The sequence below is a fragment of the Paenibacillus marchantiophytorum genome, assembly GCF_014640555.1.
Taxonomy (GTDB): domain Bacteria; phylum Bacillota; class Bacilli; order Paenibacillales; family NBRC-103111; genus Paenibacillus_E; species Paenibacillus_E marchantiophytorum.
The window spans coordinates 100,699-114,730 of sequence record NZ_BMHE01000003.1; the positions used below are offsets into that span (position 1 = coordinate 100,699).

The 14,032-nt window shown below is 46.9% G+C and carries 14 protein-coding genes and 1 pseudogene; all 15 read right to left on the reverse strand.

Features of this window, described 5'->3' with window-relative positions:
• Positions 1-25: 25 nt before the first annotated feature.
• Positions 26-2,281 (reverse strand): ATP-binding cassette domain-containing protein, encoded by a 2,256-nt coding sequence (locus IEY34_RS04415; protein ID WP_189008166.1) that lies wholly within the window; start codon positions 2,279-2,281, stop codon positions 26-28.
• A 157-nt stretch (positions 2,282-2,438) separates the two neighbouring features.
• Positions 2,439-2,661 (reverse strand): annotated as a pseudogene (locus IEY34_RS04420) (hypothetical protein).
• An 802-nt stretch (positions 2,662-3,463) separates the two neighbouring features.
• The gene (locus IEY34_RS37680) at positions 3,464-3,592 is read right to left on the reverse strand and encodes a TetR family transcriptional regulator (protein ID WP_189008743.1); all 129 of its coding nucleotides are present in this window, start codon (positions 3,590-3,592) and stop codon (positions 3,464-3,466) included.
• Between the two features lie 10 nt (positions 3,593-3,602).
• Positions 3,603-4,070 (reverse strand): MgtC/SapB family protein, encoded by a 468-nt coding sequence (locus IEY34_RS04430; RefSeq protein WP_189008168.1) that lies wholly within the window; start codon positions 4,068-4,070, stop codon positions 3,603-3,605.
• Between the two features lie 25 nt (positions 4,071-4,095).
• The gene (locus tag IEY34_RS04435; RefSeq protein WP_189008170.1) at positions 4,096-4,338 is read right to left on the reverse strand and encodes a metallophosphoesterase; all 243 of its coding nucleotides are present in this window, start codon (positions 4,336-4,338) and stop codon (positions 4,096-4,098) included.
• Positions 4,339-4,346: 8 nt separating this feature from the next.
• A complete protein-coding gene (locus IEY34_RS04440) occupies positions 4,347-5,141 on the reverse strand; it encodes an inositol monophosphatase family protein (RefSeq protein WP_189008172.1) in 795 nt (264 codons plus the stop codon).
• Positions 5,086-5,949, reverse strand: a complete 864-nt coding sequence (locus IEY34_RS04445; protein WP_189008175.1) for a Cof-type HAD-IIB family hydrolase — start codon at positions 5,947-5,949, stop codon at positions 5,086-5,088. Before IEY34_RS04445 ends, IEY34_RS04440 begins: the two co-directional genes overlap by 56 nt.
• Before the next feature lie 33 nt (positions 5,950-5,982).
• Complete coding sequence (locus IEY34_RS04450) at positions 5,983-6,756, reverse strand: MgtC/SapB family protein (protein ID WP_189008178.1); 774 nt, start codon at positions 6,754-6,756, stop codon at positions 5,983-5,985.
• 34 nt (positions 6,757-6,790) lie between these two features.
• Positions 6,791-7,642: an ABC transporter ATP-binding protein gene (locus tag IEY34_RS04455; protein WP_373291157.1), complete on the reverse strand. Its 852-nt coding sequence runs from the start codon at positions 7,640-7,642 to the stop codon at positions 6,791-6,793.
• A complete protein-coding gene (locus tag IEY34_RS37240; protein ID WP_268240105.1) occupies positions 7,639-7,887 on the reverse strand; it encodes an ATP-binding cassette domain-containing protein in 249 nt (82 codons plus the stop codon). Before IEY34_RS37240 ends, IEY34_RS04455 begins: the two co-directional genes overlap by 4 nt.
• 6 nt (positions 7,888-7,893) lie before the next feature.
• Positions 7,894-9,732 (reverse strand): ABC transporter permease, encoded by a 1,839-nt coding sequence (locus IEY34_RS04460; protein ID WP_189008181.1) that lies wholly within the window; start codon positions 9,730-9,732, stop codon positions 7,894-7,896.
• Positions 9,729-10,613, reverse strand: coding sequence for a sugar phosphate isomerase/epimerase family protein (locus tag IEY34_RS04465; protein WP_189008185.1), 885 nt, complete (start codon positions 10,611-10,613; stop codon positions 9,729-9,731). Before IEY34_RS04465 ends, IEY34_RS04460 begins: the two co-directional genes overlap by 4 nt.
• A gap of 24 nt (positions 10,614-10,637) precedes the next feature.
• On the reverse strand, positions 10,638-11,834 hold the full coding sequence (locus IEY34_RS04470) for an ABC transporter substrate-binding protein (RefSeq protein ID WP_189008189.1): 1,197 nt from the start codon (positions 11,832-11,834) through the stop codon (positions 10,638-10,640).
• Between the two features lie 155 nt (positions 11,835-11,989).
• Positions 11,990-12,997, reverse strand: coding sequence for a LacI family DNA-binding transcriptional regulator (locus IEY34_RS04475; RefSeq protein WP_189008192.1), 1,008 nt, complete (start codon positions 12,995-12,997; stop codon positions 11,990-11,992).
• A gap of 115 nt (positions 12,998-13,112) precedes the next feature.
• Positions 13,113-14,003 carry a protein-tyrosine phosphatase family protein gene (locus tag IEY34_RS04480; protein ID WP_189008195.1) on the reverse strand — a complete coding sequence of 297 codons (891 nt, stop codon included), beginning with the start codon at positions 14,001-14,003 and terminating at the stop codon, positions 13,113-13,115.
• Positions 14,004-14,032: the final 29 nt, after the last annotated feature.

Genomic DNA, 14,032 nt, shown 5'->3' on the forward strand with positions numbered 1-14,032 from the left:
TTTGCTTGTCACTTATTTCAAATAATTATTTCAAGTATTTTCCCGTAATCGACTGTTCCGAATGGATGATTTGCGGGGGGGTGCCCTCGAACACGACTTGGCCGCCCTTGCTGCCTCCATCTGGTCCCATATCGATGATCCAATCCGCTTGGCTGATCACATCGAGGTTGTGCTCGATGACGATCACCGTATTGCCGGCATCCACGAGGCGGTTCATGATCTCCAGAAGATGACCGATATCTGACATATGCAGCCCGGTCGTCGGCTCGTCCATCACATAGATGCTGCCTTTCTTATGCAGCTCGCTTGCCAGCTTGATGCGCTGGCATTCACCACCGGAGAGTGTGCTAAGCGGCTGGCCGAGTGTAATATAGTTCAGTCCCACATCACTCATCGCCTGAAGCTTGCGAACAACTTCTTTTAGTTCAAAAAAATTCAATGCCTGCTCCACAGTCATCTCCAGCACTTCTGCAATTGACTTGCCGTTCAGCTTGTACGCAAGCACCTCTTCCTTAAAGCGTCTGCCTCCGCATACTTCGCATGGCAGCTTCACGCTGTCGAGGAATGCAAGATCAGTGTACACAACTCCCAGCCCTTGGCAGTTCTCGCATGCCCCCTTGGAGTTGAAGCTGAACAAGCCTTGATTGACCTTGTTCGCAGCGGCAAACGCCTTGCGCACATCATCCATAATGCCTGTGTAAGTCGCAGGATTCGATCGGGTTGACACGCCTACCGCCGATTGGTCGATGACGATTGCATCCGGATGTTTGCTAAGGAATACGTCGTTAATCAGCGTACTCTTGCCTGAGCCAGCGACACCCGCAACTACGGTCAGCACGCCGGTTGGAATATCTACACTCACGTTCCGCAGGTTGTGAAGTTTGGCATCCCTGATCGACAGTTTGCCAGATGGCTGCCTGCAATCATGCTTCAACTGGAGCGGCCGCTTCATATGAGTGCCAGTCAGTGTGCCTGCTTCCAGCAAGCCTTGGTAACTGCCTTCATACATGATCGTACCGCCGCGGCTGCCAGCGTGAGGCCCGACATCGACAATATGATCCGCCAGCTTGATCACATCGGGATCATGCTCGACGACAATCACGGTATTGCCCTTGTCGCGCAGCTTCTGCAGCAAGCCATTTAAGCGGTGTACATCACGGGGGTGCAAGCCAACACTCGGCTCATCGAAGATATACGTAACATCCACCAGACTGCCGCTTAGATGCTTCACCATCTTGACGCGCTGCGACTCGCCGCCGGACAAAGTATCCGTCTCACGATCCAACGTCAAATAATCAAGTCCTATATCCACCAAATGTTGCAGCCGTTCTGTCAGCGACTTGATGACCGGCCCGGCGATAGAATCGTCGACCTCCCGAATAACGCGGATGAGCTGCCCGACCTCCATCGATGCTAACTCCGCAATGTTGCGTCCATTGATCCTGCAGCCCAGCGCAGCCTGACTGAGTCTCGCACCCCGGCAACTTGAGCAGGGCCCCTCGCAGATGTACGGCGCAACAGCTTGTTGCGTACGCTCAGACTTGGTCTTCACATCCTGCTTGATGTACTTGTTCGTGAATTTCTCGATGATGCCTTCTATTGTGATATTCACTGCCTTCCCGGCGAACTGCATCTCCACTTTCCTAGCTTTGCCGTACAACAATTGTTCTAGCTCATCATCTGAATAATCGTTCAACTTCTTGTCAGGATCGAAGAATCCCGATTGCACGATCATCGACCAATCCATGCTGTTCACCGCATAGCCCGGCAGCAGGAGGGCCCCTTCATTCAGCGACATTGACGTATCCACCGCCTTGCTCATGTCGACGGACAGTCTGCGACCGATCCCGTTGCACTCGGGACACATACCTTGCGGATCGTTGAATGAGAACATGTTCGCTTGTCCAACATAGGGCTGACCTACTCGGGAGAAGAGAAGCCGGAGAATCGGAGAGATATCGGTAATCGTACCCATCGTGGAATGAGAACCGCCGCCCAACCGCTTCTGGTCTACAATGACAGCCATACTCAGGTTCTCGATCGCGTCCGTATCCGGCTGGGGATAGCGTGGCAGGAAATTGCGCACGAATAAGCTGAAATTCTCATTCAGCAATCGCGTAGACTCTGCGGCGATCGTATCGAAGACGATCGATGACTTGCCGGATCCGGATACCCCGGTGAAAATTGTGATTTTCCGCTTGGGAATGCGCAAGGATACATTCTTGAGATTGTTTTCCCTCGCACCCGAGATTACAATATATTCCTGATTAGATTCGCTCATATTCAACTTCCTTCCGATCGTGTTAATTTCAACTAATATTCCTATTGTACCATTAATAAACCGGCTGCAAACTACATGCAGCCGGTTTATGGTGATTCAGGTCTATTGATTTCGATTATTGTACGAGCATCTTTTCTGGCTCACCTAACCAGTTAGTCTAACTAGGCTTTGCCTCACCCAGTGCTTGAGGCTTGGAGTTTCCAGTTTGTTCGAGATGAAGATTATACCTTTCCGTCCCTATATCCTGCAACGTCCATGTGACTGTGTGCTCCTCACCGCTGGCAAACGTATAGGATAAACGAGTTGGAATCGGTTAAAGCGGCCCAAACTTTCTCAATCGATGATGTGTACTGATAATCCAAGGATAATGTTAAGCTCATTCTTCTTCCACCTCTGATAGTTGGTTTATGCCACATATCCTCTGCCTCTGCTGAAAATAACATCATGGAAACTCATCTAAATCCTCCATAATTTATTTAGGAATGGCTAATTCTCTGATCTAGGCAATGTTATTCTAATGTCATTTTCTTGATCATTTGCAACCTTTTCCACCCATTGAGGCTCCATGACTAACGCATGTCCCAGTGATACTAATGGCACGCCTGTATCCAACGCAGCGATTATATCTTAAGGGGACGAAAGCCCCCCAACACCTATCACTGGCACACGTGAACCTACTCGATTTTGAACAGGAAGAAGCACGTTTATAGCATCGGTTGTAGGCCAGCGTTCCCACGCAAGCTTGTGTGCTCCTCTCTCCGTAGAAGACGCCATTCGAGCTAAAATGTACTTTCAGCTGCTTTATTTTCCATGGTCGAACCCTTAATAAGGTTCTAAGAAATCCGGCACTCTCTACCTGGCGAAGAGGAACTACTTCCAAGCGACAAATTTTTGAAAGGGAACTCAAGTAAGCTATTTTGGCAAATATCGGAGATGCCAAGGTCATAGCGGAACCACAGTCCCTTATTTCGACGAAATGAGCTCAATTTCCCATCAAACAGCAAAATAGCGCACCATAGTTCCCTCTCGCTCGAGAAAATGCTCCTTTTTGCTATAATAACGCACTGTAGTTCCCTCTGCGCGAGGCAGCGAGGTTAACTCCGCGATCACTCACAAACAGACTAACTTTACTTATATGTTACAAAATTCTTCTTAAAGTGCATGCGATCTTTATGATAGAGATTAAACGTTGCCAAAAATAGCTCCGTGCTTACTGCCAAAAGAATCATAAAAGCTGCTTTTACTGAGACCAGTTGCTTGAAGCAGCATATTTAGCGAGGTTACCTCATAACCGTTACTCCATTCAATCAGACTGCGCCAGTCATCCTTTGACGGAGAAGATCATCTGAACAATAAGTACTAAACATGCAGCAGTTACACCGCAGAAGAAAAAACCTGCTCCCATACATAAACCTATGGCTGCCACGACCCAGATTGAGGCAGCCGTGCTGAGTCCAAATACAGTTTTGCCATTTTGCATGATCATCCCCGCTCCCAGAAACCCGACTCCACTTATTACCTGAGCCGCTAAACGTGAGGGATCTGCGAGCAGATTTGGTTCTACAAGAGGGTCCACAGGATGGGTGGAAGCATCGACATGCTGATCCCCGAATCCGAATATGGATATCATCATGAAGAGTGCCGATCCCATGCACACCAAGATATGAGTTCGGAATCCAGCATCGCGATTTCGCCAACCTCTCTCCAACCCGATGGCCCCCCCAAAAACCACAGACAGCAGTAATCTTAACCCAATACCACCCGCATGAATATGCCATATCTGAGACAAGCTAACACCTCCGTAACGATCACGATCACACGCGAGCTTTTATAAATCTAAGTCCTACAACCGCCTGCTCGATTGAAAGCAACGGATCGGGGCATTCCTTCTTGTCCACGACATCACCCGTAATAATGACAAGGTCCGGCTTCTCCGCACGGAGTATTTCACGAATGAGATCTTGGCTGCGCAAATAATCGTAAGCGCCTCCATCTTTCCAATGTAAATCCGTGAGCTGTACGATTGTAAACGTGCCATCTCTCCGAAGATTTAGCATAGTTAACCTTATAAACAATGAAGTACGGGTTCGTGAAGATGCCCATTGCTTCCAACAACGTTGGTAGTTAGCAAGTTATAGGCGTTCCCTTTCGTGTCAGTCACCTTGCCTCCGGCTTCTTGTATGATCAGTACTCCAGCAGCAATATCCCACGCGTTTAAGCCATTTTCCCAAAATGCATGTAATCTTCCCGACGCAACGTAGGCCAAATGACGAGCTGCAGAACCGAGGGAGCGAATCGTCCGGCATTTCTCAATCAACCGTCCAAGCCCTTCATAAACGGCTCTCCGCGCCTCCATATTGGATGGAAAACCTGTTGCAACAACACTGCGCCCTAACTCATTCGTAGGGGATACGTGAATGGAACGACCATTAAGAAACGCTCCCATCCCCTTCTCCGCCCAGAACATTTCATCTGCACATGGATCGTAAATGACGCCCAGTTGAAGTTGCCCATAACAGGCCAAGGCAATTGACACCGTAAAGCCAGGGATGCCTTGCACATAATTGCTGGTTCCATCAATCGGATCAACGATCCATAAGTACGGCTCTTCTGCTGCTCCCTTCAACACTTCCTCCAGAGGCTTCTCATTGAGGAATGACTCTTCTTCTCCTAGGAATTTATGCAGTGGGAACTGCTCAAGAATTCCGTTTCTGATGAATAGTTCAGAAGCTTTATCTACTTCTGTCACAACATCGAAGCTGGAGCTTTTGTCCTCCGTAATAAAACCGCTCCCCATCTTTGACTTAATCAACTCGCCTGCTAGTCTCGCCATCGTTTGCGCAATCTCCAAATGATTCATCCATAGTTACCCCCTGCTCGATCAAATATTTTTTGATGATGGCAGCAATCGCATGCTGCTCATGATGAATGGTGATATCATCAGCCATCTTTTTCAAATCGGGATGCGCATTCTCAACGGCGTACCCCATATCCGCGCTTTGCATAAGAGAGATGTCGTTTAAATTATCGCCAACGGCCATCGTATAAGCATTTTCTATAGACAGAATACGCATAAGTTCTTGCAAGGCATTTCCCTTTGACACATCGGGAGGCAATATCTCTAGATAGTTCCACTCCGAATATACGATTTCATTCGGCATACCATGGTCTTGAACGAGCTGCTCTACAGCCTTCAGCAAGCCAAGATCGGAGGAAATTAGCAGCAGCTTTGTAACCCTATCCATGACCGTATTCTCAGTAAGCAGAGAACACTTAACTTGATCCTTCTCTTCATGCTTCTTTACAATCTCATTCCGATTAGGGGTATATACTTGGCCGTCTCGATAAACGAATAAACCTACATCATCAGTCAAACTGCTTACAATTTGCTGCCACAGCTCCTGGAGTAAGGGGAGATGCTTATCGTAAAGAACTTCTTCTGTGATTGGATTGTAAATTCTAGCGCCATTGTAAAGAATTACGGGTACGTCTAGGTTCAGCTCTTTAATAAATGGCGTAACAGCCGCTTCCATTCTTCCCGTCGCTAAAGTAAAGATTCCGCCAAGCTCGCGGAAAATTCGAATTGCCGCCAAATTTTGCTGGCTAATTTGCTGATCCTTATTCAGCAGAGTCCCGTCAAGGTCTGAAACGAATAATGTTTGATTCACCAGTCTTTCGCCACCTATCCATCTTATATCTGTTTATATAACGATTGAACCGCCTTGGCTGTTCATGATCTGTTTTTTCTGCATTTGAAAATTGCTAGCCTCCATCGCCAACACGAACTCCATCTCGGAAATGCGTTCACAGGCAATTAGAAGTTTTTCTTGTTTATTGATTTTGAGGCTAAAACAGATATGCATCGTTGGGATGTTATTTTCTCCAGCACTCTCTTCGCCTTGGCGCATTTTCACATTGGCAATTTGAATCTCATGCTCACCTAAGGTAGAAGCAATTCGGCCAAGCGCACCAGGATAATCCACTATTTCTAGTTCGACCTCTTGCGGTCTTCTGTGCAGGAGCATATGCTTCTCCCACTTATTCAGGACATAGAGACTAATTAACACTAGGCAAGTAGAAAGGAACGCCCCCATATAAAAGCCGGAACCAACGCACAAGCCGATCCCTGCCACTACCCAAACGGAAGCCGCCGTCGTTAAACCTTTCACCATGTTCCCATTGCGCATAATCGCGCCAGCTCCTAGAAAACCAATGCCGCTAATCACTTGCGCCGCCAAGCGCGCTGGATCCACCCTGACATTCGTTTCATTAACGAATTGTGAGAATCCGTAAATCGATAGCAGCATGATTGTTGCAGAACCCAGGCAAACCAGAATATGCGTTCGGAAGCCAGCCGCATGGTTGCTCCATTCTCTTTCGATCCCAATGGATCCGCCAAGTACAACGGCTAATATCATGCGGAATACGAGTTCCAGGTGCGTTATTTCCCAAATATTTCCATGAATATCTCCCATTTCTTAATCTCCCGCCCACTTAGAATTTCGGCGATCATCCCAGATTGATTAGCCTGCCTGTTTCTTTATCGTATAGATTGATCCTATCCAGGCGTAATGTGATCCACACCGTTTTGCCTACCGGATAGTCAAGTTCACCGATGACTTTCACAAGCAATAAATTTTCGGGACTTGTCGTCAATTGAATCAAGGTTTCCGAACCTGCTGGCATAACGGAATACACGATAAGTGGAATCGCTCCCTCCACGCTCTCTGCTGAAATCCGGATATCCTCCGGATAGATCGACATAACGACCTTGCTTGATGCTGGATTTGCGCACGGAATGACGAGTCTGCCCAGCTCCGATTCGGCTAATGCGGTTCCCCCTTCATAGGTACAGGCTGCATCAATGAAATTGATCTTGGGGTTTCCGATAAAATCGGCTACACGCAAATCTACCGGATGTCGATAAATGTTGCGCGGTGTATCCACCTGCACAAGGTTGCCCTCGAAGAAAACGGCAATCTTCGTGGACATGGTCAGCGCCTCAACCTGATCGTGCGTTACATAGACGATCGTCGTTTTCAGTTCGCGATGCAGCCTCTTGAGTTCTGCTCTCATCTCCAGCCTTAGCTTGGCATCCAGGTTGGATAGAGGCTCGTCAAGCAGTAATATCTTAGGCTCCGTAACGATTGCCCGAGCAATCGCGACACGCTGCTGCTGGCCCCCAGAAAGCTCCGAGGGATAGCGATCCTTGTATTTGCTAATGCGCATTTTCTCCAAAGCACTTTCGACTTTGGAACGAATCTCTAACTTAGGCATCTTATGAATGGAAAGACCGAACGCCACATTATCAAATACTGTCATGTGCGGCCAAAGCGCATAACTCTGGAATACCAGGTTCAGCCCGCGTTTGGAAGGAGGCGAGTATAATTTTTGGCACCGTTCACCATTTCCTTGCCATTGATCGTCAGAATACCTTCTTCTGGGTTCTCCAAACCTGTAATAACCCTGAGCGTTGTTGTTTTCCCACAGCCGGACGGTCCAAGAAGCGTCATAAAGTCGCCGTCCTCAATGTATAGATCCAGATCTTTCAGAATATGATTGTTGTCAAAGTACTTGTTTACTTTGGTAAGTTTAATACCGCTCATGTACGCCTAGCCTCCTATGCCCTTTGAAAGATCCGCTTTTCCATACTTCGTTGCGATGAAATGAGTAATCATGATTAAGGCAATAATAATGACAACGATGGCGTTGGCATACTGCTGGTAGCCCTTCTCCGCATATCGGAAGGTAAGCGTCGTCAGTGTGCTTGTTTTGGGGGTAACGAGCAAGATGATTAAATCGAGCTCTTTCATGGCGCTAATAAACAGAAGCAGGAATGCGCTAATCAAGCCCTTGCGGCTAAGCGGCATCATAATTCTGAGAAATCTGCGCGGCCATGAAGCGCCATGCAGCTTGGCTGCCTCCTCCAACTCCCCGCTGATCTGCAGCATGGTGCTTGTTCCGGATCTCGTCGCAAACGGCAATTCCTTGACGATCGTAATCAGAATGACAAGTGCGAGCGTCCCATACAAAGCAGGCAGCAAGAGCTTGGGCTGAGCGAACATCGATAAGTAGATCGCAGCAAAGGAAATGCCGGGAATCAGATAAGGCATGAATGAAAGCTGCTCAACCAGCTTGCCGGAAAGCGTCTTTCTGCTTTTGGAGATCACATATCCGAAAATCAGACCCATCACCGCTGCGACCGAAGCAGCTACAAAAGCAATGGAGAGTGAATTTTTCAATCCCAGCAAAATGGTTTCGCTCTTCAAAATGCCCACCTCGCCGGAGGCAATCGAGAAATATGAATCCCCGAACCAGTAATGCGTGGTCAGATTGCTTAAGCTGTAGTTGCCGTCTTGCAGCATAAATGTCTGCCACAGCAGCAGCAGCATGGGGAATATCCCCGCACTAAACATGAACAGAAATACCAGGACAACAGAAGGCGCTTTCCAAATGCCAAGCGGATTCAAATTTTTACGCGAATCTTTGCCACCGATGGTCGCATAACTTTTGCGTTTGCCAATGGCTCGCTGGTTGATGTAAATGGTTAATGACGAGATGATGATTAGAATAAGACTAAGCACATAAGCATCTGAAATCATTCTGTTTTTCATACTGCCGTATAACATCGTGGCGATCGTATAGTATTTGACAGGAAGACCAAGGAAGGCTGCTGCGCCGAACGTACCCATGCTCTTGGAAAATGTCAGAATTAATGCGGATAAGATGGCCGGCAGCACAAGCGGGAACGTAATTCTCCTAAGAATCGTAAATCGGCTTGCTCCCAGGATATCGGCCGTTTCCTCTAAACTAGCGTTAATCGAACTGAGTGAAACGGCAATCAACAAATAAAAGAAGGTATAGTAGTGACCGACAAGTACAATCGAAATCGGGAAAAAGCCATAGGAAACCCAATCTGGCGGATTGATTCCGAATACATATTGCAACATGCCTTGTGTGCCGCCGACGCGATCGTTCTTAAATACAATAAGCCACGCAAATGATTTGATCCAGGAAGGAAGCATGTAAGGAATAATAGCCAGAAAAGCAAACGTCTTTTTAAAAGGCAAATCTGTCCGTGTTACCAACCACGCCAACCCGCCGCCAACAATTAGCGAAAAGATAGAAACAAATAAAGCAATGTTGAAAGAGTTCAACAACGGCTTATAAAAGATCGACGAGCTAATGTCGCTGTACATCACATGTGCCCAATGATACAAGGTTAAATTGCCAGGAATAGCATCGCGATTGGCCCGGAGGTCCTCCGGATGCCACGTTAAGGTATTCGAAACGATTTCCCACATTGGAATAACGATGGTATATCCTAAGAAAAGGATGGCAATCAGACTAATCACATGCAGCGGATTCGTAACCATGCTTTTCAGCATATTCTTCGCCCGACTCATCGTAAATTTAGAAACAGGCCGTTTCGCTAATTCCATTTTGCTCATAACGAAGCCTCTTTCAATCTTTGAATGGAAGCCAGCACATGCTCACTGAGCGTTCGGTCCGTATCAAATTTGTTCATCGTAAGTTCTAAATTATAAATGCCTTGGTAGCCGGAACGTTGCAGAGCGGAAACATAATGTTCCAAGGGCAAGCTTCTTGCTTGCGTCAAAGGATTATGCGTACCCGTCAGACCTAGCCCGTGAATATGAGTATGATAAACTTTGTCTAGAAACGCAGCAGGCGGAAGATCAAGCAGATGTGTTTCAGGTGCTGATTTCAAGCTCCGTTCATCCATAAGGTTCGAATAATAGTGTCCCATATCCCACGTAATGCCTACGCTAGGACTATTAACCTCGTTCACGATTCGAAGCACACCTTCAATGGAATCTCCCGGATCCACCTTAATTGATTTCTTGCGATTGTTCTCTACCGCAATCTTCAGAGGCAGTTGCTCTGCATCAGTGATTGCAACCCATTCATGCAGCAGTCGGACCGTCTGTTGGTGAAGTTCTTCCTCCGAGCCCGTCTTTGCATCATATGCGTGCAGCGCCATCGTCAAGCTGCTTTGATATTGGTGGAAATGCTGTAAAATATAGCTCATCGAAGGATAAATGTCGGCAAAGCGGGAGCCTGGAAACTCCCCCGCCACATGACCGTGAATCGTAACTTGCAAACCGGCATCCCAGATACGTTGAATCAAATCCCGATATGCTCGTTCTTCTGCCCCTCGAGGAAGGATTCGGATCTCTATAGATTCGACGCCCGCCGACTTTAAAGCGTGCAGAATAAGCTCCTCATTGTCGTAGTGTGCAATCAAATCATTCGCGCTGTCTTTACTCGGCTTGCCTAGAAATACGGGTGCTTGTATTGAGAAACCTAGCATGCTCCACACTCCATTCCCAAGTTCTTATTGATTTTTAATCCAGAAATTCACAACATCCTGATAAATCGGGTAAAATTTCTCACTATCGTACTGCCAAACGTTAATCTCATTTATTTTTTTGGCATTCTTGGTAGGTAAATCCGAGCGAGTCATCCAAGACCCAACTTCACTAAATGGCACCGTTCCTTCCCCTTTACCGTCGGCTTCCCCTGCCATCCATCGCATCAGCAGCTTCGCCGCATTCGGATGCGGTGCTTGGTTGGCCACGAACAGCAATCCCTCATCGACAACAGAAAGCTTAGGTTTAAGATCCCAGACGATGTCCGCCTTCAAATTATTTTGCGCCATTTTACGAATATCGCCAGAAACACCGATAAATACGGGAGCCGGTTTATTCGGGGACGCCTTGCCCACCGCATCTTGGCCGTCGGTGCTGCTTTTCACCAAAATCACATTTTTATAAAATTGCTGTAAAAATTCATAACCGGCGTTTTTCGTGCCATTCAGCACGATATCTTTGCCAAACTTCTCCTTATAGGCTTTCGCCATATCATCGGAATTAGCGACAAAAGCGACGAACATATCCATCTGTGCGGGCGATTGCAGGGGATCGACCATTAATACCCGATTCTTCCACTCCGGCGTGGTCAAATCCCACCAATTCGAAAGTGGAGGAGTCTTATTCTGCTCTGTGTTATAGAACAATGTGCGAAATTCCAGGTAAGGCACGAATGCAATGCTCTTGCTTCTCCAAGGCTCATATATTTTCTCCGCAATATCGGTCGGCAAATATTTGAATACACGGCCTTTTTTGACAAGCTCCTCTTCGATGCCGCCGCCAACTTCCTTCGTCAAGATGAGATCTGCGTTAAAGATACCAGCGTCCTGTTCACGGATCACCTTATCCATAATGGCGTTAGACTTGAGGTCGAACGTTTCTACTTGGATACCCGGATATTTCTTCTCGAACGTCTTCTCAACATCATTGATTCTTCCCGATGTGGAATAAACCGTGACTTTACCTTCCTTTTTTGCTTTTTGGTAGAGTTCGTCAGCAGTCTCTGTTTTGTAAAGTCCGACACGCTCGGCCCACTCGGATTTCTTAGTCTCTCCCTTAGATCCCGTTGTTGTGTTCTTCACGTTTGAAGTTGAATTGCTGCATGCTGCAAGTACCATGGTGAAGGTTAGTAATAATGCGGAAAAATTCCTCACTCTTTTCATAAAACACCTCTTCCTGGATTTATTACTGAATGACTGCATCTTCAACCAAAACGATCCGTAAAATCGTTCCACCTTTTATCCTTAAACAAGAAAGTAAGCGTTAACATTTCTTTCAACAAGAGGATACCGCAGTCTCCCTCTCGTAGTTAAATTACTTATTTTATTACTGAGGTGCAGGTTTCCCTAATGATAAGCTTCGTAGGCAACAATATCGATTGCGCAGTCAATTTGTTCTCTGTTAACATCTGTAGAAGTACTTCAGCCGCCTTACGGCCCATTTCCTTCCTCGGCTGAGCAACAGTCGTTAGTTTAATCCAGTGAAGATCCGACACTTCCAAATTATCAAAGCCAATTACACTCATACGCTCTGGCACAGATAGTTTGTGTTCCGCTAACCATTCTAAGGCGCCAATACCAAGCAAGTCGTTTGCCGCAAATACAGCTGTCATGGACGGGTAATCTTCCATCAACTTGCCCATAGCTCTGTACCCGCATGCGATGGTTCGTCCGTCCCATACGATGCCACTGGGATCAGGCTCCAATCCACGTTTCTTCAGACAATCCACATAACCACGATATCGTTCCTGACCGGTAAACGAATACGGCGGCATCCCCATAAACCCGATTCGAGAATGTCCCAGTGAGAGCAAATAATCCATCGCGTTACAAGCACCCTCATAATGATCAACGTCGACAAACGGCATATCCAAATCTTGCGGAGGTCTCCTGCGCAGGAATACAACAGGAATTTCCAAGCGACGCATAATTTCTAAAGCTTCTTCATCCAAAAAATCTGGCGTTACAATGATGCCATCCATCTTCCGTTCCATTACACTGGTTAGAAATCTCTTCTCTTTCTCTAGCCTTCTTGAGGTATTCACATACACGACTTGATAGCCATTGTCCGATAGGACCTCCTCAACATCGTGCGCCATGGCCGAGAAAAAGGGATCAGTAATATCAGGAATCATTAATCCTATCGTATTCGACTTACGGCTAATCAAGCTTCTGGCCACCGCGTTCGGTGTGTAATTAATTCGCTTCATCGCTTCCAGCACTTCATTCTTCGTATCCTGCTTAATATCAGGATGATTATTTAATGCTCTTGAGACAGTGGATACGGATACACCCAAATGTTTGGCTACATCTTTGATTGTTGGCATAGTTGTAAATCTCCTTTGGTAACGATTCCGGTAACGTTACCAAAATTGTATGACATCGTCCCTTGTCATGTCAACTGAAACATTAGGCAGCAGGGCTGATGTCGCGCTCATCCGTTCAAGATGCCGATTCAGCGATCGCTTGCCAATCGGACCAACAGGTTGAATAGCCATCCCGATAGTTATGGATGCAATACTCGTAGAACGTATGAATAAAGGCAAGCCGCTCCATGGCTGGACCATACTTGAGAGCATCATTCGGATCGGCATCCGTCATATCTTTACCGCCAATTTGAATATGCCTGCGCATAATATCTTCCTTGGTAACAATACCAACATTGCGCAGCATATCGTACATGAGCAGGAAGGAAGTCGTCCTGCCTACGCCTCCACGGCAGTGAAAGTGCAGCCACACTCCTGGAGAGAGCGCTTTCACGAATGTGATAAATTGATCGACAACGACATCCAGAGGACGGTGATGATCAGAGACAAAAAATCGCTGATAGCCAAAGCCTTCCCCAGTAACCAGTTCTTCCTCTGTCAATACCTGCTTGGGATCGGTCACAGGACCTTCCAATTGAATTGATTTCCCTTCCAACACGTCAAAAGTAATTGCCGGAGTTACTGCTAGTGCATCTAGCAGACGTCGCTCCTCCGCTCTCACTTCTTCATCACGCAAGTTCTTATTTGCGTTATTATTCAAACCGTACCAGCTTACCGCCATCCCATTAACGAAGCCATGGCTTTCCTGACGCAGGTCAATGATCATTAGAGGCTTATGACCAATCGTTTCATTCATACAATGAAGCCCCTTTTCTGAAAACATTCCGCTCCCCGACGCCTGCAATTCAGCTAATCCCGCTAAATTAGGTTGATCCATTCCTCCCGCTTGCACAGGCGCTGCTGTCATGCGAAACCGTTTAGGCAATTGATCGATGTTATTCACATCAATCAGACAACGAGGCTCTGCCTTCACTTGACCGTTCAAATGCTCTTTATTGGTGCACAAGTCGAATACCCTCTTCCCAGATTATAATA